We start from the raw sequence: 19570 nt of genomic DNA on the forward strand, positions 1-19570 counted from the left end.
GGGGTACCGGTTGTGATTCATCAGTACCAGAACAATGGATATAATATTGTACTTGATGTCAACAGCGGATGCGTTCATGTAGTGGACGAGCCGGGGTACGAAGTTATTGCATGTCTGAACCGTATGAACGAGAATCAGACAGTGCAGACGCTGAAAGAAGAAAGTACATGGAACCAGCTGAAAGATGAGCTGGAAGGGAAATATTCCGAAGAAGAACTCAGAGATATATTGGATGATGTGACAGAGCTGACTGCAAACGGACAGCTTTTTGTTGTTGATACATATGAACCTTTTATCGGGGAGGTTATCAAGCGTAAGACGGTTGTGAAGGCACTCTGCCTGCATATCGCACACGACTGCAATCTTGCCTGCAAATACTGTTTTGCAGAAGAAGGAGAGTATCACGGAAGAAGAGCGCTTATGACTTATGAAGTTGGTAAGAAAGCCCTGGATTTCCTGATCGCCAATTCCGGAACAAGAAGGAATCTGGAAGTTGATTTCTTTGGCGGGGAGCCGCTGATGAACTGGCAGGTTGTCAAAGACCTGGTCGCATACGGAAGAGAACAGGAGAAGCTTCATGACAAGCATTTCCGTTTTACTGTAACTACGAATGGTGTACTTCTGAATGATGACATCCAGGAGTTTATCAATAAAGAAATGGACAATGTAGTCATCAGTCTTGACGGACGTAAGGAAGTTAATGACAGAATGCGTCCTTTCAGAAACGGAAAAGGAAGCTATGATTTGATCGTTCCGAAGTTCCAGAAGCTTGCAGATTCACGTAATCAGGAACGCTACTATATCCGCGGAACATTTACCAGAAACAATCTGGATTTTTCAGAGGATGTGAAGCACTTTGCAGAGCTTGGCTTCAAGCAGATGTCGATCGAACCGGTTGTCGGGGATGAATCTGATCCGTATGCAATCCGCGAAGAAGATCTTCCACAGATCTTTGATGAGTATGACAAGCTTGCAAGATATATCATCGAGAAAGATAAAAAGGGAGAAGGATTCAATTTCTTCCACTTTATGATCGACCTGGAAGGAGGACCGTGTCTGTACAAACGTCTGTCCGGATGTGGTTCGGGAACCGAATACCTTGCTGTTACGCCATGGGGAGATTTCTATCCGTGTCACCAGTTTGTAGGTGATGAAGATTTCCTGATGGGAAATGTAAACGAAGGGATTACAAGACCGGAGATCGCAGATGAGTTCCGTTGCTGCAACGTATATACAAAAGAAAAATGTAAGAAATGTTTTGCAAGATTCTACTGCAGTGGTGGATGTATGGCAAACGCATACAAGTATGCAGACGGATTAAATGATTCTTATGATCTGGGATGTGAGATGGAACGTAAGCGCGTGGAATGCGCGATTATGATAAAGGCTGCAATGGCAGACGAAAACTAAGAAAGGGACTTGGACATGAAGAAGAGTAAAGGAATAGTAAGCCTTGTTCTGATTGCTGCACTTTTAGGACTTCTTGGATTTACCTGCTGGCAGGGATTTGGTTCCTCCCACACAGGTTCTGCAAGAAATATTAATCTTGGTCTTGACCTTGCCGGTGGTGTCAGCATCACTTATCAGGCAAAAGACAAGAATCCTTCCGCAGAAGATATGAAGGATACCATCTACAAGCTGCAGAAGCGTGTAGAGCAGTACAGCACAGAGGCGAGTGTATATCAGGAAGGAGACGACCGGATCAATATTGAGATCCCGGGCGTATCAGATGCGAATAAGGTACTGGAAGAACTTGGAAAACCTGGATCACTGGTGTTCCAGGATGCAGATGGCAACACTGTTCTTGAAGGAACAGATGTTAAAAATGCAGAGGCTCAGACACAGGAGAACTCTACGACTAAGAACAAAGAATATGTCGTAGCTCTGCAGCTTACCAAAGAAGGAACAACCAAATTTGCAGAAGCAACAGCAGCAAATGTAGGAAAACAGATTTCCATTATTTATGATGGACAGACAATCAGTTCACCAAGAGTTAATCAGGCAATCGAAGGCGGAGAAGCCGTTATCACAGGGATGTCAAGCTATGAAGAAGCAGACAATCTTGCAGCTACCATCCGAATCGGTGGACTTTCTCTGGAACTGGAAGAACTTCGCTCTAATGTAGTAGCTGCACAGCTCGGAGAAGAAGCAATCAGCACAAGCTTAATGGCTGGTGCCATCGGACTTGCCATCATCTTCGTATTTATGTGCTTCGTATATCTGATTCCGGGACTTGCAGCAGGTCTTGCACTTCTGATCTACACAGGACTGATCCTGGTGCTTTTAAATGCATTTAATATCACGCTTACCCTTCCGGGAATTGCAGGTATCATTCTTGGAATCGGTATGGCAGTCGATGCCAACGTTATCATTTTCGCCCGTGTGCGTGAAGAAGTGACAACAGGTATCAGTGTTAAGACTTCCCTGAAGAATGGTTTCCACAAAGCACTGTCTGCGATCGTTGACGGTAACGTAACAACTCTGATCGCTGCAGCTATTCTCTGGTTCAAGGGTTCAGGTTCTGTAAAAGGATTTGCACAGACACTGGCACTTGGTATTGTTGTGTCAATGTTTACGGCACTTGTTATTACCAGAATCATCATTTTCTCTCTGTATGCGATTGGTCTTCGTGATGTGAAATTTTATGCGAAGAAATTCAAAAAAGAAAGAAAAATTATCGACTTCCTCGGAAAGAAAGCCATTTTCTTTGCAATATCAATTGCTGTGATCGCAGCAGGTTTTGTGACAATGGGAGTCCAGTCGGGAAAAGGTGAAGGTGCGCTGAACTACAGCCTGGAATTCAAGGGCGGTACGGCTACAACCGTAACATTTGATAAAGATTACTCGATCAAAGAGATTGATTCAAAGATCGTTCCGGTTGTAGAAGATGTGACCGGAGATCACAATGTACAGGCACAGAAAGTAAAAGACAGCAATCAGATCATCATCAAAACACAGACGCTGAATCTTGACGAAAGAGAAGCACTTAACAATGCGCTTGCTGATAAATTTGGTGTAGACACATCGACAATTACAGCAGAAAATATCAGTTCTACGGTAAGCTCCGAGATGAGACAGGATGCGATCATTGCAGTTATCATTTCAGCGATCTGTATGCTGATCTATATCTGGTTCCGGTTCAAAGATGTACGTTTCGCATCAAGTGCGGTTCTTGCTCTTTTACACGATTTGTTATTTGTGCTTACATTCTATGCACTTGCAAGAACATCTGTCGGTAATACATTTATCGCATGTATGCTGACAATCCTTGGATATTCTATCAATGCGACGATCGTTATTTTCGACCGTATCCGTGAAGAGCTTCGGGTCATGAAGAGAAACGATGATCTGAAAGCGCTTGTAAACAGAAGTATCACTTATACACTGACAAGAAGTATTTACACAACATTTACTACATTTGTCATGGTAGCGGTTCTTTATATCATGGGTGTAAGCTCTATTAAAGAATTTGCAGCACCTCTTATGGTTGGTATTGCAGGTGGCGGATATTCATCTGTATGTATCACCGGTGCATTATGGTATGTAATGAAAACAAAAATCGGCGGCAAAAAAGCAGCGAAAAAGAAATAACTGACAGAAAATGAGGTGTCGGAGGAGAATCCTCCGGCATCTTTGTATTATCTGACTACCAAAGAAAGGAAAAGAGAAAATGGAGAACTGGGTACTTCTGAGAAAAGGAGCGGATTTTCAGCATATCAGTGAGAAATTCCATATCAGTCCGCGAGTGGCTTCCCTGATAAGAAACCGGGATGTGATCGGGGATGATGCGATCGAGAAATATTTAAACGGTACGATCGCCGATCTGTACGATGGAATGCTGATGAAGGATATGGACAAGGCAGTAGCGGTTCTTGGAGAAAAGATAAAAGAAAATGCAAAAATCAGGATCATCGGAGACTATGATATTGATGGAATCCAGTCGACCTATATTCTTCTGGAGGGATTCCGGATGCTCGGAGCTGATGTGGACAGTGACATTCCGGATCGTATGAAAGACGGGTATGGTCTGAACCGGAACCTGATCGACCGGGCGCTGGAGGCCGACGTGGATACGATCATTACCTGTGATAACGGGATTGCGGCGGCAGAGGAGATCGCCTATGCAAAAAGTATGGGAATGACGATTGTGGTGACGGATCATCATGAGGTCCCGTATACGGAAATTGGCGCGGGACGAAGATATATTCTGCCGGAGGCAGATGCGGTTGTGGATCCGAAGCAGGAGGACTGTACTTATCCGTTCAAAGGGCTGTGCGGGGCTGCGGTTGCTTACAAGCTGGTGGAGGCTCTGATGGAAGCCATGGGAAAAGATGCGGAAGATGCAGATTATCTGATGGAAAATGTGGCAATCGCAACGATCGGTGATGTTATGGATCTGGTGGACGAAAACCGTATTTTTGTTAAACAGGGACTGGATATGCTGAAACGGACGGAGAATCTGGGACTGAAGGCGCTGATGGAATGTACTGGTGTGAATGTAGATAAGCTGTCTCCGTATCACATTGGATTTGTGATCGGCCCGTGTATGAATGCCAGTGGAAGACTGGATACAGCAAAGCGTGCCCTGGAGCTTCTGGAGGCAAAGAAAGTGGCGGAGGCGGATCTGCTGGCAGGTGATCTGAAAGCACTCAATGACAGCCGGAAGGATATGACGGCGCAGGCGGTAGAAGAGGCGTTTATCCAGGTGGAGAACAGTGAACTTAAGGATGCAGACGTGCTGGTGGTCTACCTGCCGGAATGTCATGAAAGCCTTGCCGGGATTGTGGCAGGAAGGATCCGGGAAAAATATTACCGTCCGGTCTTTGTGCTGACGAAGGGCGCGGAAGGTTTAAAGGGCTCAGGAAGATCGATCGAGACCTGGCACATGTATGAAGGACTGAACCGGGTAAAGCATCTGTTGTCAAAATTTGGCGGGCATAAGATGGCGGCAGGTCTCTCCATGCCGGAGGAGAATCTGGAACAGTTCCGTAAGGAGATTAACGAAAAATCCGGGATCACACCAGAGGATCTGAATGAAAAGATTGCCATAGATATGCAGCTCCCGTTTGAATGTGTCAATGAAAAATTTATCGGAGAGCTTGCGGTTCTGGAACCATTTGGCAAAGGAAATGCACGTCCGGTCTTTGCAGAAAGACAGGTACAGGTGGAAAGTGCGAGAATCCTTGGCAAGAATAAAAATGTGCTGAAGTTGCAGGTGAAGGATCTTCACGGTACAAGGATGGATGCCATGTATTTTGGAGATGTGAATACCTTTGTGGAATATGTGCGTGAAAAATTTGGAGATATTGCCTGTGAGTGTCTACTGCACGGACATGGGCATGGAATTGTTATGGCATTCACCTATTATCCTGATATCAATGAGTATCAGGGAGTCCGTACGCCACAGATTGTGATCCAAAATTATAAATAATTTGAAAAACAGCAATTTTATGCTATACTAATAAATATTGCATATATTTGTAGGTAAGGTGGAGAAGAAAGATGAAAAAACTTGAAGAATATGTTGTCAGCATTCCGGATTATCCGGAAAAAGGAATTATTTTCAGAGATGTAACCAGCATTCTTGAAGATCCGGAAGGGCTTCAGCTTTCCATTCGGGAACTGCAGGATAAGCTTGAAGGCATGGATTTCAACATCGTGATCGGACCGGAGTCCAGAGGATTTATTTTTGGAATGCCGATTGCATATAATCTGCAAAAAGCATTTGTGCCGATCCGTAAAAAAGGAAAGCTTCCTTGCGAGACAGCATCGATCAAGTATGATCTGGAATATGGAAGTGCAGAGATCGAGATCCACAAGCGTTCGATCAAACCGGGAGACAAGGTTGTGATTGTAGATGACCTGATGGCAACAGGCGGTACGGCAGAAGCAATGATCAAACTGATCGAAGGACTTGGCGGTGAGGTTGTAGAAGTTCTCTGCCTGATCGAACTGATGGGATTAAAAGGACGGGAAAAACTGAAAGGATACAAAGTAGATTCCGTAATCCAGTATCCGGGAAACTAATGAGAAAGAAGGGAAGGCTATGGCAGACGATATCGGAATCCAGCAGGAGATGCTGATCGAACCAACACATAAAAAACTGGAGATCGTAGATGGTCATGCGGTAAAGGATGTGGAAGATTATCAGAATCCGGAACTGCTCTATAAAAGTCTGATCGAGCGAGTCAGAAAGTACCATCCTTCGGCGGACGTCTCTATGATCGAAAAAGCATATCATATTGCAAGAGATGCGCATAAAGGGCAGACACGGAAATCCGGAGAAGAGTATATTATCCATCCTCTGTGGGTAGGAATCATTCTGGCACAACTGGAGATGGACAAAGAGACGATCGTTGCCGGCATCCTTCATGATGTGGTAGAAGACACGGTGATGACGGACGAAGAAATCCGTCAGGAATTCGGAGATGAGGTGGCTCTTCTGGTAGATGGTGTCACAAAGCTGGGACAGCTTTCCTATTCAGCGGATAAGTTGGAGGTCCAGGCTGAGAATCTTCGTAAGATGTTCCTTGCGATGGCAAAAGATATCCGTGTTATCATCATCAAGCTTGCCGACCGTCTGCACAATATGCGTACCCTGCAGTATATGCGACCGGAGAAGCAGTTGGAAAAAGCAAAAGAAACCATGGATATCTATGCTCCGATCGCACAACGGCTTGGTATTTCCAAGATCAAGACAGAGCTTGATGATCTGGCACTCAAATATTCCCAGCCGGAGGTTTTTAACGATCTAGTAAAGCAGATCAATGCAAGAAAAACGGAAAGGGAAGAATTTGTCCAGCAGATTGTGGATGAGGTTTCCACGCATATGAAGAATGCGAACATTGATGCAGAAGTGAACGGACGTGTGAAGCATTTCTTCAGCATTTATAAGAAGATGGTGAACCAGGATAAGACGGTGGATCAGATCTATGATCTGTTTGCAGTCCGTATTATCGTAGATTCTGTAAAAGACTGTTATGCGGCGCTTGGAGTTATCCATGAGATGTATACACCGGTACCGGGACGTTTTAAAGATTATATCGCAATGCCGAAGGCAAATATGTACCAGTCTCTGCATACGACTCTGATGAGTTCGATCGGTCAGCCGTTTGAGATCCAGATCCGTACAAAAGAGATGCATAAAACTGCTGAATACGGTATTGCAGCACACTGGAAATATAAAGAGTCTGAAGATGGAAAGAAGAGCGTTGAAGCGAAGGAAGAAGAGAAACTGAGCTGGCTTCGTCAGATCCTGGAATGGCAGCGAGACATGTCAGACAACCGGGAATTTCTGAATCTTCTGAAAGGAGACCTGGATCTATTTGCAGAGGATGTATACTGCTTTACACCGAACGGAGATGTTAAGAACCTGCCGAACGGTTCTACGCCGGTTGACTTTGCCTATGCGATCCATACTGCGGTCGGCAACAAGATGGTAGGTGCCAGAGTCAATGGCAAGCTGGTCAATATCGATTATAAGATCCAGAACGGGGACCGAATCGAGATCCTGACTTCGCAGAACTCCAAAGGACCGAGCCGTGACTGGCTGAGTATCGTCAAGAGTACCCAGGCGAAGAACAAGATCAACCAGTGGTTTAAGAAAGAATTCAAAGAAGAAAATATTGTACGTGGTAAGGAAATGCTCGCCGCATACTGTAAGGCAAAAGGATTTGTACTCTCGGATCTGATGAAACCGAAATATATGCAGATCGTGCAGGAAAAGTACGGCTTTAAGGACTGGGATTCGATCCTTGCAGCACTTGGACATGGCGGATTGAAGGAAGGTCAGATCGTCAACCGTCTTGCAGAAGAATACAGTAAGGATCACCGAAAAGAACTGACTGACGAAAGTGTTCTGGAAAAGGTTGCGGAAGCGGCAAAGAACAAGGTGCATATCACCCGATCCAAGAGTGGTATCGTGGTCAAGGGAATCGACGATATGGCAGTGCGCTTTTCCAGATGCTGCAATCCGGTGCCGGGAGATGAGATCGTTGGTTTTATCACCCGTGGACGTGGAATGTCGATCCATCGGACGGACTGTGTCAATATCATTCATCTGTCAGAAACGGAAAGAGCGCGTCTGATCCCGGCAGAATGGGAAAAACCGGAGGAAGGTACAGACACCGGAAGCTATCTGGCTGAGATCAAGATGTATGCAAATGATAGGCAGGGACTTTTGATGGATATGTCCAAGGTGTTCACGGAGATGAATATTGATGTGAAGTCTATGAATGTAAGAACCAGCAAACAGGGAACAGCAACAATCGAAGCCGGATTTATTGTCCGGGGAAGAGAGGAGCTTGGAAAAGTGATCGGAAAGCTCCGGCAGATCGTCGGCGTGCTGGATATAGAACGAGCAGTGGGGTAAAAAGAAATGAAAATCGAAAAATTTGTAACAGGAATTATCAGTACCAATTGTTACATTGTTACTAATGAAGAAACAAAAGAGACCGTGATCGTTGATCCGGCAAACTTGTCAAAAGCGATGATCGGTTATATCGAAGAGGAAGAGCTTGTAATTAAGGCAATTCTTCTGACTCATGCGCATTTTGATCATATCATGGGAATCGATAAAGTGATCGACCGGTATGGAGAAATGCCGGTTTACGTAGAAGAATCTGATCTGGAGCTTCTTCACACACCGTCTATGAATGAGTCAACGGTATATACAAATGGCTACAGCTACCCGGGTGGAGACGTGATCCATGATGGAGATGTGCTTCATCTGATCGGAGAAGATTTCCGGGTGATCCATACACCGGGACATACCCAGGGCGGCGTATGCTACTATGTAGAAAAAGAGGGAGTACTTTTCAGTGGAGATACATTGTTCTGTTGTTCAGTCGGAAGAAGTGATTTTGCAACCAGCAGCACTTCTGCACTGATTCGTTCAATCAAGGAAAAGCTGTTCCTGCTTCCGGATGAAACAAAGGTATTCCCGGGACATATGGGCGCAACAACGATTGGCAACGAAAAAGTGAACAACCCGTATGTATAGAGGAGCAGAGAAATGATTCGGATCAGCTGTAAGAATGAACGTTTCACCTACGACATGTATCATATCGTAAAGTCATTTCTTCCTGATGCCGAGATCAGCCAGAAGGTAGATCCAGAACAGGAACTTCTGATCGAGATGACCGCAGAAGAGGAACCAGATCTGGAAGAGCAGGCATGTGATAAAAAGGTCCGGTGGACCTTTTTTCATTGCAGGGAGGCTGAAATCGCAGACATCAGCGAAAAAAGAGAACAAAAGCGTTATATCAATAAAAAATTATATCGGACCCTGGTCAAAAAGACCGGAGAAGAACATGCATGGGGGAATATGACAGGTGTCCGCCCCACAAAGATGATCATGGAAAGACTGGAAGAAGGTTCTTCTGAGGAAGAAATCATCCGGTATATGCATGATACCTATGTGGTAAGCGAGAAAAAAGCAATGCTTGGTATCGAGATTGCAAAGCGGGAAAAAGCCCAGCTTGACAAGCTGGATTATGAAAATGGATACAGTCTTTATATCGGAATTCCGTTCTGCCCGACAACCTGCAGTTACTGCTCCTTTACTTCTTATCCGGTTGCAAAATGGCAGAATCGGATGGATGAATATGTAGATGCACTTTTAAAAGAGCTTGCATTTATTGCGGAGGTTTCAAAAGAAAAGCATCTTAATGCGATTTATATGGGAGGCGGTACGCCGACAACCTTGAGTGCACAGCAGATGGACCGGGTTTTGAGTTTTCTGGAAGAACATTTTTCTTTTGAACATCTGAAAGAATATACGATCGAAGCCGGAAGACCGGACAGCATTACTGAGGACAAGCTGCGAGTGATCCGGAAGTATGGAGTTGGCAGAATCTCCATCAATCCGCAGACCATGCAGCAGAAGACACTGGATGTGATTGGAAGACGTCACACAGTGGAAGATGTAGTCCGCATTTTCCATCTGGCAAGAGAACTGGGATTTGACAATATCAATATGGATCTGATCGCAGGTCTTCCGGGAGAACATCCGGAGGAGATGGAAGATACTCTTCGTCAGATCAAAGAGCTTGCACCGGACAGTTTGACGGTCCATGCACTTGCAATGAAACATGGTTCGAGACTGACACGCGAACGGGCTGCAAGCGCAGAAAAACAGAATTACAAACAGATGGCAAGAGAGCTGGAAGAGATGATCGATATGGCACGTAAGGCGGCCGGTGAGATAGGGCTTTATCCGTATTATCTCTACAGACAGAAGAATATTGCAGGAAATTTTGAAAATGTAGGTTACGCAAAGGTTGACAAAGCGGGAATTTACAATATACTGATTATGGAGGAAAAGCAGTCCATCGTTGCTGCCGGTGCAGGCGCATCGACTAAGGTGGTGCTTCCGTATGAGATTCCGGCGCCCGGAAGTAAAAACGGGCGGATGACGAATCTGATAAGAATAGAAAATGTCAGAGATGTGGGAGAATATATTTCCCGGATTGATGAGATGATAGAGCGAAAAGGAGAATGGTTATGGCATTAAAGAAAAAACCGGTTACCGGCATGAAAGACATGCTCCCGAAAGAAATGGAAATCAGAGATTATGTGATCCAGATGATCAAGGATACCTATAAGACATTTGGATTTACTTCCATAGAGACACCGTGTGTGGAACACATTGAGAACCTGTGCAGCAAACAGGGTGGCGACAATGAAAAACTGATCTTCAAGATTCTGAAGAGAGGGGAAAAACTGAAAATTGCTGAGGCAAAAGAAGAGATCGATCTGGTAGACGGAGGACTTCGTTATGACCTGACAGTTCCGCTTGCAAGATACTATGCAAATCATGCAAATGAACTGCCGTCACCGTTTAAGGCACTTCAGATTGGCAATGTATGGAGAGCAGACCGTCCACAGAGAGGACGTTTCCGTCAGTTCATGCAGTGCGATATCGATATTTTAGGTGAGCCGGGTAATCTTGCAGAGATCGAACTGATCCTTGCAACTACGACCATGCTTGGAAAGATGGATTTCCACAATTTTACGGTATGTATCAATGACCGTAATATCTTAAAGGCGATGGCTGCATTCAGTGGATTTAAGGAAGAAGATTTCGACGAAGTATTTATCATCCTTGATAAGATGGATAAGATCGGCAAAGAAGGCGTAGGCGAAGAACTGGTTGAGATGGGTTATACAAAAGAAAATGTAGATACTTATCTTGGACTCTTTGATGAGATCAACCCGGATGTTGATGGAATCCGTTTCTGCAAAGAAAAGCTGGCAGGATTCCTTGATGAGAAGACAGCTGACAGCATGGAAATGATCATTTCCAGCGTAGAAAGTGCAAAAGAGGCAGATTTCAAAGTAAAATTTGATCCGACGCTGGTACGTGGACAATCTTACTATACAGGAACCATTTTTGAAGTAACGATGGATGAATTTGGCGGCTCTGTTGCAGGTGGCGGACGTTACGATAAGATGATCGGTAAATTCACAGGGCAGGACACACCGGCATGTGGATTCTCAATCGGATTTGAGCGTATTGTCATGCTGCTTCTGGAAAATGGATATGAGATTCCTTCCAAGCGCCAGAAAAAAGCATATCTTCTTGAAAAGAATATGCACAAGGAGGGCATCCTCAAAGTACTTGAGATGGCAAAAGCTGACCGCGCAGCCGGGAAACAGGTTCTGGTGGTCAATATGAAGAAGAACAAGAAATTCCAGAAGGATCAGCTGATCGCAGAAGGATATGAAGATATCACAGACTGCTACAAAGATTCCGTTATGGATTTATAAGGAAAGAGAAACGCAGGAGGAGAAATTAGAATGGCAGAGTCAATGACAGGACTGAAAAGAACACATCGGTGTGCAGAGCTTTCAGAGGCAAACATCGGTGAAAAAGTAACCATCATGGGATGGGTACAGAAGAACAGAAATAAAGGTGGACTGGTTTTTGTAGATGTACGTGACCGTTCCGGACTGATCCAGGTTGTTTTTGAAGAGGGAAGTACAGATAAAACGCTTCTTGAGAAGGCAGCAAAGCTTAGAAGTGAGTTTGTTGTAGCAATCGTGGGAACTGTTGAAAAACGTTCCGGTGCAGTTAATGAAAATCTTGCAACAGGTGCGATTGAGATCAAACCGGAAGAACTCAGAATTTTATCTGAATCTGAGACACCTCCGTTCCCGATCGAAGAGAATTCCAAGACAAAAGAGGAAGTACGTCTGAAATACCGTTTCCTCGATCTTAGAAGACCGGACATCCAGAGAAACCTGATGATGAGAAGCCGTGTGGCTACCCTCGCACGTCAGTTCATGGCAAAAGAAGGATTCCTTGAGATCGAGACACCGTTCCTGATCAAGAGTACACCGGAAGGTGCAAGAGATTACCTGGTACCGAGCCGTATTCATCCGGGAAGCTTCTATGCACTTCCGCAGTCACCGCAGATCTTCAAACAGCTGCTGATGTGCTCCGGATATGACCGCTATTTCCAGATCGTAAAATGTTTCCGTGATGAAGACCTTCGTGCAGACCGTCAGCCGGAATTTACACAGATGGATATGGAACTTTCTTTTGTAGATGTTGATGATGTCATTGATATCAATGAGAGACTGCTTGCACATCTGTTCAAAGATGTACTGGATATCGATGTACAGCTCCCGATTCAGAGAATGACCTGGCAGGAAGCAATGGACAGATTCGGTTCTGATAAACCGGATATCCGTTTCGGCATGGAGCTGGTTAATGTGACAGAGACTGTCAAAGACAGCGAATTTGTTGTATTTAAGAATGCGATTGAAGCAGGCGGAACTGTCCGTGGTATCAACGCAAAAGGCCAGGGTGGCATGGCCAGAAAGAAGATCGACAAGCTGGTTGATTTTGCAAAAGGTTATGGAGCAAAGGGACTTGCTTATATTGCAATCCATGAAGACGGAACTGTCAAATCTTCTTTCTCAAAATTCATGACGGAAGAAGAGACAGCAGCGCTGATTAAAGCGATGGCTGGAGAGAATGGAGACCTTCTTCTCTTTGCGGCAGATAAGAATAAAGTTGTATGGGATGTTCTTGGTGCACTCAGACTGGAACTGGCACGCCAGATGGAACTCCTTGATAAGAATGAATACAAATTCCTGTGGATCACAGAATTCCCGCTTCTTGAGTGGAGTGATGAACAGAACCGTTTCACAGCAATGCATCATCCGTTTACCATGCCGATGGAAGAAGACCTTCAGTACATCGACAGTGATCCGGGAAGAGTCCGTGCAAAAGCATATGATATCGTTTTGAATGGTAACGAGATCGGAGGCGGAAGTGTCCGTATCTTCAACCAGGAGATCCAGAGTAAAATGTTTGAAGTACTTGGATTCACACCGGAACAGGCACAGGAGCAGTTCGGATTCCTTCTGAATGCATTTAAATACGGTGTGCCGCCACACGCAGGACTTGCTTACGGTCTTGACCGTCTGGTTATGCTGATGGCAAAACAGGACAGCATCCGTGACGTGATCGCGTTCCCGAAGGTAAAAGATGCATCTGACCTGATGACAGAAGCACCGGAGAAAGTCGATCCGAAGCAGCTGGAAGAGCTTGGACTGGAGCTGGAAGAGCATACAGCGGACGCTGAATAAATTTTATAATTCAATTTTTAAAAATGAACATTTTTTCACATAAAACAGAATTGGCTGTCAAAGTGAAGAAATGTTCATTTCTTTTTTTGTAGCGAAATTCTATAATAATGGTAGTTGAAATAAAAGGAGGATGGGATATATGGCACATAAAATTTTAGAAGAAGCGCAGGAAATGAATGATCTACTTATAAAATGGAGAAGAGATCTTCATCAAATTCCTGAGACGGATCTGGAGCTTCCAAAGACGGTGGAATATATCAGTAAACGTCTGGATGAGATGAATGTAGAATACAAGGTATTTCCTGAGGTTTCAGTGATTATCGCTCAGATTGGAAAAGGGGATAAATGTTTTCTTCTGAGAAGTGATATGGATGCGCTTCCGGTAGAAGAGGAAACGGGACTTGAATTTGCATCAAAGAATGGCTGTATGCATGGATGCGGACATGATCTGCACGCTACGATCCTTCTTGGAGCGGCAAAAATTTTAAAGGCACATGAAGAAGAACTGCCGGGCGTGGTCAAATTATTGTTCCAGCCAGGTGAGGAGACCTTCCGCGGAGCGAAAGCAGCAGTGGAAGCAGGAGTCCTGGAGAATCCGCATGTAGATGCTGCCTTTGCAGCGCATGTATTTGCGGCAATTCCATATGGAACGATTGGATATGGTGTGGAAGCCATGATGGCATCTGTATATGGCTTTAAAATCACCCTTACAGGACGTGGCGGACACGGTTCTGCACCGGAGGGCTGTATTGACCCGATCAACGCTGGTGTAGAAGTTTATCATGCTCTTCAGGCACTGATCGCCAGGGAATGTCCACCATCAGCAGAGGCAGCACTTACGATTGGACAGTTTACAGCTGGTAATGCAGCAAATGTAATTCCGGAGCGCTGCGTGCTTCAGGGAACACTAAGGACATTTAATGAAGAAGTAAGGACGATGCTGATCCGGAGGATCAATGAAATTGTTCCGGCTGTTGCAGCAGCTTATCGTACTACATGTGAAATCGAAGAACTCAGCAATGTTCCGAGTGTAACTTGCAATGAAGAACTGAATGCAGAGTATAGTAAAAGTGTTGAGTCTCTTGAGAATCCGGGAACAACGATTAATGGTGGATTTCGTTTCATGGGATCCGAAGACTTTGCCGTGATTTCGGCAAAAATACCGGCAAGTTATTTTGTAGTCGGAGCCGGAGTGGAAGATCAGAGTAAATGGAAAGGACAGCATAATCCAAAGATTCTGTTTAATGAAAAAGCATTACCGCTTGGCGTAGCCATGTATGCGAAGATTGCAATGGACTGGCTGGAAAAATAGAAGAGTAGATCTATAAGGTTAGAATAAATAAAAAGAAGGGATCAGGCTTTTGCAAAAAAGTGAAAGCGGATCCCTTTTCGTGTATCTGGCACAACTCTGACAAATGGGGCCTTTTGATTTAATTAAAAGTTTAATCAGAAATTTACATGAATGAAAAAAGAGACTTATAAAAATCATAAGTCTCACAAAGAGCGACAGACGGGACTCGAACCCGCGACCTCCACCTTGGCAAGGTGGCGTACTACCAACTGTACTACTATCGCATCTATTAAATTGTGTTCATCAGAACAATATCTACTATACCGTACAAAGAAGGAATTGTCAACGAAAAAATGAAGAAATTCTGTTCTACTTTTTGCGGAGATTCAATAAGTTTTCTGTTAATCAGACAAAAAATGATTTTAACAGAATAATAGGCGAAGACAAGTAGAAAAGTCCGACATATAAAATTGAAAATATACTTGACCAATTGATAGATATATTGTATAGTATTTATTGTTCTGATGAACAACAAATAATGAATGCGATAGTAGTACAGTTGGTAGTACGCCACCTTGCCAAGGTGGAGGTCGCGGGTTCGAGTCCCGTCTGTCGCTCTTGAATTAAGAACTACATGTTGCGTGTGGTTCTTTTTTTGTGCATACAATGAGCCAAATACAGATTTTCACAACCATGCAGATTTGTGCTTGCACAAGGATCTGCATGGTTGTGAAAATCTGTATTTGGCGAATGTACATCATCGAGCTGCTAAGCGAGATGGTGTACGTTCGCCGGGGGTTCGTGGCCACACGAAACCCTGGCTCATTACTAACGTAAAAAAGACTGGCATCGAGCCAGTCTTTCATCATAACTATTCTTTTTTTTATTTCAGGAAGAACCAGTATCCTGCAAATGCAGCAGCTGCGATGATCAGGAAGATAAGGATTACAACAAGCACAACAGGAAAATGTCTCTCATCATCGTCATCTTCTTCGTCTAACATATTCTGATAGTTCTCACGCATCTCCTGTTCACGTTTTTCACGGACATGCTTTGGTGGGATATTAGAATAGGTCTGTTCTTTTTCTCCCTCTGGAGTGGAAAGATCAGGTGCAGTAATTTTAAGTTCATCCTCTTCATCAGAAATGATACGTGTGCTGGAATTGTCAATTGCATGTACCGGTTTGGCTTCTTCCGGACGTTTCTTTTTTGGACGTGGACGAACTTTTTCCCGGCTTTCTTCCTGACCTTCCGCATATTTGAGAAGTGGACGGTCTGAAGTAGCAGAGCGTTTCTTTGGATGCGGTCTGGATGGCTGTTCTTCGGAAGAACCTTCTGTTTTCGGACGAGGTTTTCTTATCGGTCTTTCGCCTTCGGCAGCCGGGTTCGGACGTTTTTTCTTCGGATGAGCCGGTACTTCTGGATTAGCAGAAGAAGCGGTCCGCTTTTCGGCGTTTTCCGGAGATACCGGACGTTTTTTCTTTTTCTTTGGCTGGGCAGGACGTTCGGCAGAAGTTTTTTCTCCTTCGGCAGCCGGGCGCTTTTTGTGTGGCTTTTCTGCAGCCTTACCGGCTTCAACTGTTTTTTCAGCCAATGCTTCTTTTGCAAGCTTTTTTTTCTTTTCACGCTGTTTATCTAAATTCCACTGCTTTTTACAGTCGCGGCAGATTGCGAATTCATTGTAGATTGCTTCACCGGCTTCATTTTCGCCTATTTTTTTGTTCTTGATCTCAAGATCCTTTTTACAAATCGGGCACTGCATGATTTATCTCTCCTCTTTGGTTTTTTAATATGTATCTACTCCCTTATTAAATGATGTAAATGTTAAAAATTATGTTTAACATTCACGTCCTTAAATACATAGAATCATACATTTATAATGTTATCACGTCCCCCAAAGATGTCAAGAAAGTTCTTTGAATATTCACAAAAAAGTGCTAGAATAAAATGGATTTACTATAGATTAGGAGGACGCGAAGACATGACAGATACAAAGACGATCAAAGTAGGATTACTTGGACTTGGAACAGTCGGAACAGGTGTTTATAAATTGATTGGACGCCGCAGTGAAGAGATGCAGCAGAAGACCGGCGCCGCTCTTGAAATAAAGAAAATCCTGGTACACAACATAAAAAAAGTAAGACAGGGTGTAGATCAGAATCTGCTGACAGATCAGTGGAAAGAGATTATAGAAGATGATGAAATCCAAATCGTGATCGAGGTGATGGGCGGAATTGAGCCAGCGAAAACGATGATCACAGAAGCACTGAAAGCAGGGAAAAATGTAGTAAGTGCAAATAAGGATCTGATTGCAGAATATGGAAAGGAACTCTATGACGCTGCGAAAGAAGGTAGCGCTGATTTCCTGTTTGAAGCAGCAGTAGCAGGAGGAATCCCGATCATCCGTCCGCTTAAGCAGTGCCTGGAAGGCAACCAGATCGATGAGATCATGGGAATTGTCAACGGTACGACTAACTATATCCTGACAAAGATGTTTGAAGATGGAATGGATTTCACAGAAGCACTCGCAAAGGCGACAGAGCTTGGCTATGCAGAAGCGGATCCGACGGCGGATGTGGAAGGTCTGGACGCAGGACGTAAGGTGGCAATCATGGCTACGTCAGCATTCCATTCACAGGTGAAATTTTCGGATGTCTATACGGAGGGAATCACAAAGATCACAGCAGCAGATGTAAATTACGCAAAAGAGATGGGAAATGTGATCAAACTGATCGGTATTGCGAGAAATACATCTAATGGAATTGAAGCAGGTGTTTATCCGATGATGATCGATAAGAAACATCCGCTCGCTACCGTAAGAGATTCCTTTAATGCTGTTTTTGTACACGGAGATGCAGTTGGGGATACCATGTTCTATGGAAGAGGAGCAGGAGAACTGCCGACCGCAAGTGCAGTTGTCGGAGATGTGATGGATGTTACAAGAAATATTGTATGGAACTGTACCGGAAGAATCGGATGGAGCGCATACAAAGAGCTTCCGATCAAGGAATTTGCGGACGTCAAGAATCGTTTCTTTATCCGTATGCAGGTGAGTAATGAACCGGGAGTACTGGCAGCAATCGCGAAAGTATTCGGAGATCATAAGGTAAGTATCGAACGTGTGATCCAGGAACAGGCAAAAGCGGCAAAGGCAGAACTTGTCATCGGGACATCCGCAGTCAAGGAATACCATCTTCAGGATGCACTGGAGGAATTAAAAGAAATGCCGATCGTAAGTGAGATCAGCAGCATTATCAGAGAATATTAAAAGGCACAGCATTGGAAAAAGGAGTAATCAGGCATGAGTTATGCAGACAAAGTTTTTATAGAGATGTGCAGGGACATCATTGATAATGGAACCAGCACAGAAGGAGAAAAGGTACGTCCGAGATGGGAAGACGGGACTCCGGCGTATACTGTAAAAAAATTTGGTGTGGTGAACCGGTATGATTTGCGAAAAGAATTCCCGGCACTGACACTCAGAAGAACCGGGATCAAAAGCTGTACGGACGAGCTTTTGTGGATCTGGCAGAAAAAATCCAATAATATCCACGATCTGAACAGTCACATCTGGGACAGCTGGGCAGATGAAGATGGATCGATCGGGAAGGCATACGGCTATCAGATGGGCGTAAAGCATGTCTACAAAGAAGGAATGATGGATCAGGTAGACCGTGTACTCTATGATCTGAAGAATAATCCTTACAGCCGCCGGATCATGACGAATATCTATGTACATCAAGATCTTCATGAGATGAATCTGTATCCGTGTGCATACAGCATGACGTTCAATGTGACAAAAGAAAAAGGCAGCGACAAGCTGACACTGAACGGAATCCTGAACCAGCGTTCCCAGGATGTGTTGGCGGCAAATAACTGGAATGTATGCCAGTATGCTGTGCTGCTTCATATGCTCGCACAGGTATGCGATATGCAGGTGGGCGAATTTGTACATGTGATCGCAGATGCACATATTTACGACAGGCATATTTCGCTGATCGAGGAACTGATTTCAAGAGAGACGTACCCGGCACCAAAATTCTGGCTGAATCCGGAAGTGAAAGATTTCTATCAGTTTACACCGGATGACGTAAGATTAGACGATTATGTGACAGGACCGCAGATCAAAAATATTCCGATCGCGGTTTAGAAAAGGAGACAGATACGATGAACATTATTGTAAATGCAGATAAAAACTGGGCAATAGGAAAGAATAACAGTCTGCTTGTACGAATCCCGGCAGATATGAAATACTTTCGTCAGATGACAGAAGGCAATATTGTCGTGATGGGAAGAAAAACACTGGAAAGCTTTCCGCAGGGGCGTCCGCTTGCCAACCGGGTTAATATCGTGATTTCCCACAATCCGGATTATCAGGTGAAGGATGCGATCGTGGTACACAGTGTGGAAGAGGCAATGCAGGAATGTAAAAAGCACAAAGGAGAAGTCTTTGTGATCGGCGGAGAAAGTATTTACCGTGCAATGCTTCCGTATTGTAATATAGCGTATGTTACGCGGACAGATCATGTATATGAGGCAGATACCTGGTTCCCGGATCTGGAAAAGGATCCGGATTGGCAAAAAACAGCTGAGACGGATGAACAGACATATTTCGATCTTGAGTATGTATTTGCAAAATATGAAAGAATAAAATAGATCAATAAAATTTGCGAAATGTAT

The 19570-nt window shown here is 44.3% G+C and carries 14 protein-coding genes and 2 tRNA genes; 14 read left to right on the forward strand and 2 right to left on the reverse strand.

Translation table 11 applies throughout. The features are described from left to right. Positions 1-12: 12 nt before the first annotated feature. The 10 genes from scfB (at position 13) to PGU50_RS10600 (ending at position 14911) form a co-directional block, all read left to right on the forward strand. Positions 13-1410 (forward strand): thioether cross-link-forming SCIFF peptide maturase, encoded by a 1398-nt coding sequence (scfB, locus tag PGU50_RS10555; protein WP_117823004.1) that lies wholly within the window; start codon positions 13-15, stop codon positions 1408-1410. A gap of 15 nt (positions 1411-1425) precedes the next feature. Next, on the forward strand, positions 1426-3591 hold the full coding sequence (gene secD, locus PGU50_RS10560) for a protein translocase subunit SecD (protein ID WP_270205700.1): 2166 nt from the start codon (positions 1426-1428) through the stop codon (positions 3589-3591). A gap of 79 nt (positions 3592-3670) precedes the next feature. Beyond that, positions 3671-5431 (forward strand): single-stranded-DNA-specific exonuclease RecJ, encoded by a 1761-nt coding sequence (recJ, locus tag PGU50_RS10565; RefSeq protein WP_270246937.1) that lies wholly within the window; start codon positions 3671-3673, stop codon positions 5429-5431. A gap of 71 nt (positions 5432-5502) precedes the next feature. Next, a complete protein-coding gene (locus PGU50_RS10570; RefSeq protein WP_022221132.1) occupies positions 5503-6027 on the forward strand; it encodes an adenine phosphoribosyltransferase in 525 nt (174 codons plus the stop codon). 19 nt (positions 6028-6046) lie between these two features. After that, positions 6047-8371: a RelA/SpoT family protein gene (locus tag PGU50_RS10575; RefSeq protein WP_181988839.1), complete on the forward strand. Its 2325-nt coding sequence runs from the start codon at positions 6047-6049 to the stop codon at positions 8369-8371. Positions 8372-8377: 6 nt separating this feature from the next. Next, positions 8378-9001 carry an MBL fold metallo-hydrolase gene (locus PGU50_RS10580; RefSeq protein ID WP_008369645.1) on the forward strand — a complete coding sequence of 208 codons (624 nt, stop codon included), beginning with the start codon at positions 8378-8380 and terminating at the stop codon, positions 8999-9001. Positions 9002-9013: 12 nt separating this feature from the next. Next, positions 9014-10513, forward strand: coding sequence for a coproporphyrinogen dehydrogenase HemZ (hemZ, locus tag PGU50_RS10585; protein WP_270246939.1), 1500 nt, complete (start codon positions 9014-9016; stop codon positions 10511-10513). Continuing rightward, positions 10498-11769, forward strand: coding sequence for a histidine--tRNA ligase (hisS, locus tag PGU50_RS10590; protein WP_055156792.1), 1272 nt, complete (start codon positions 10498-10500; stop codon positions 11767-11769). The genes hemZ and hisS overlap by 16 nt, the downstream gene beginning before the upstream one ends. A gap of 30 nt (positions 11770-11799) precedes the next feature. Next, positions 11800-13599: an aspartate--tRNA ligase gene (gene aspS, locus PGU50_RS10595; protein ID WP_270246940.1), complete on the forward strand. Its 1800-nt coding sequence runs from the start codon at positions 11800-11802 to the stop codon at positions 13597-13599. 139 nt (positions 13600-13738) lie between these two features. Continuing rightward, positions 13739-14911 carry a M20 metallopeptidase family protein gene (locus PGU50_RS10600; RefSeq protein ID WP_243269662.1) on the forward strand — a complete coding sequence of 391 codons (1173 nt, stop codon included), beginning with the start codon at positions 13739-13741 and terminating at the stop codon, positions 14909-14911. A 190-nt stretch (positions 14912-15101) separates the two neighbouring features. Here the strand turns inward: PGU50_RS10600 and PGU50_RS10605 are convergent. Then, positions 15102-15174, reverse strand: a tRNA-Gly gene (locus PGU50_RS10605). 260 nt (positions 15175-15434) lie between these two features. On the opposite strand from PGU50_RS10605, the gene PGU50_RS10610 reads away from it, so the two are divergent. Further along, positions 15435-15507, forward strand: a tRNA-Gly gene (locus PGU50_RS10610). Between the two features lie 266 nt (positions 15508-15773). Here PGU50_RS10610 and PGU50_RS10615 read toward each other — a convergent pair. Then, a complete protein-coding gene (locus tag PGU50_RS10615; RefSeq protein ID WP_195368481.1) occupies positions 15774-16652 on the reverse strand; it encodes a hypothetical protein in 879 nt (292 codons plus the stop codon). Positions 16653-16871: 219 nt separating this feature from the next. Between PGU50_RS10615 and PGU50_RS10620 the strand changes: the two genes are divergently transcribed. The 3 genes from PGU50_RS10620 to PGU50_RS10630 are packed head-to-tail and all read left to right on the forward strand — an operon-like array spanning position 16872 to position 19546. After that, the gene (locus PGU50_RS10620) at positions 16872-18158 is read left to right on the forward strand and encodes a homoserine dehydrogenase (protein WP_270246942.1); all 1287 of its coding nucleotides are present in this window, start codon (positions 16872-16874) and stop codon (positions 18156-18158) included. A gap of 33 nt (positions 18159-18191) precedes the next feature. Further along, positions 18192-19040 carry a thymidylate synthase gene (gene thyA / locus PGU50_RS10625; RefSeq protein ID WP_195368477.1) on the forward strand — a complete coding sequence of 283 codons (849 nt, stop codon included), beginning with the start codon at positions 18192-18194 and terminating at the stop codon, positions 19038-19040. 17 nt (positions 19041-19057) lie between these two features. After that, positions 19058-19546: a dihydrofolate reductase gene (locus PGU50_RS10630; RefSeq protein WP_008369618.1), complete on the forward strand. Its 489-nt coding sequence runs from the start codon at positions 19058-19060 to the stop codon at positions 19544-19546. The last annotated feature ends 24 nt before the right edge of the window (positions 19547-19570 follow it).

Origin of the sequence: Coprococcus sp. AM11-30B, from assembly GCF_027674365.1 — a bacterium.
Classification (GTDB): Bacteria; Bacillota; Clostridia; order Lachnospirales; family Lachnospiraceae; genus Allocoprococcus; species Allocoprococcus comes.

Excerpts from the sequence above, each read along its gene's own strand:
- secD (WP_270205700.1), top strand. The coding sequence starts at position 1,426 with ATGAAGAAGAGTAAAGGAATAGTAAGCCTTGTTCTGATTGCTGCACTT.
- recJ (WP_270246937.1), top strand. The coding sequence starts at position 3,671 with ATGGAGAACTGGGTACTTCTGAGAAAAGGAGCGGATTTTCAGCATATC.
- PGU50_RS10570 (WP_022221132.1), top strand. The coding sequence starts at position 5,503 with ATGAAAAAACTTGAAGAATATGTTGTCAGCATTCCGGATTATCCGGAA.
- PGU50_RS10575 (WP_181988839.1), top strand. The coding sequence starts at position 6,047 with ATGGCAGACGATATCGGAATCCAGCAGGAGATGCTGATCGAACCAACA.
- PGU50_RS10580 (WP_008369645.1), top strand. The coding sequence starts at position 8,378 with ATGAAAATCGAAAAATTTGTAACAGGAATTATCAGTACCAATTGTTAC.
- hemZ (WP_270246939.1), top strand. The coding sequence starts at position 9,014 with ATGATTCGGATCAGCTGTAAGAATGAACGTTTCACCTACGACATGTAT.
- hisS (WP_055156792.1), top strand. The coding sequence starts at position 10,498 with ATGGTTATGGCATTAAAGAAAAAACCGGTTACCGGCATGAAAGACATG.
- aspS (WP_270246940.1), top strand. The coding sequence starts at position 11,800 with ATGGCAGAGTCAATGACAGGACTGAAAAGAACACATCGGTGTGCAGAG.
- PGU50_RS10600 (WP_243269662.1), top strand. The coding sequence starts at position 13,739 with ATGGCACATAAAATTTTAGAAGAAGCGCAGGAAATGAATGATCTACTT.
- PGU50_RS10615 (WP_195368481.1), bottom strand. The coding sequence starts at position 16,652 with ATGCAGTGCCCGATTTGTAAAAAGGATCTTGAGATCAAGAACAAAAAA.
- PGU50_RS10620 (WP_270246942.1), top strand. The coding sequence starts at position 16,872 with ATGACAGATACAAAGACGATCAAAGTAGGATTACTTGGACTTGGAACA.
- thyA (WP_195368477.1), top strand. The coding sequence starts at position 18,192 with ATGAGTTATGCAGACAAAGTTTTTATAGAGATGTGCAGGGACATCATT.
- PGU50_RS10630 (WP_008369618.1), top strand. The coding sequence starts at position 19,058 with ATGAACATTATTGTAAATGCAGATAAAAACTGGGCAATAGGAAAGAAT.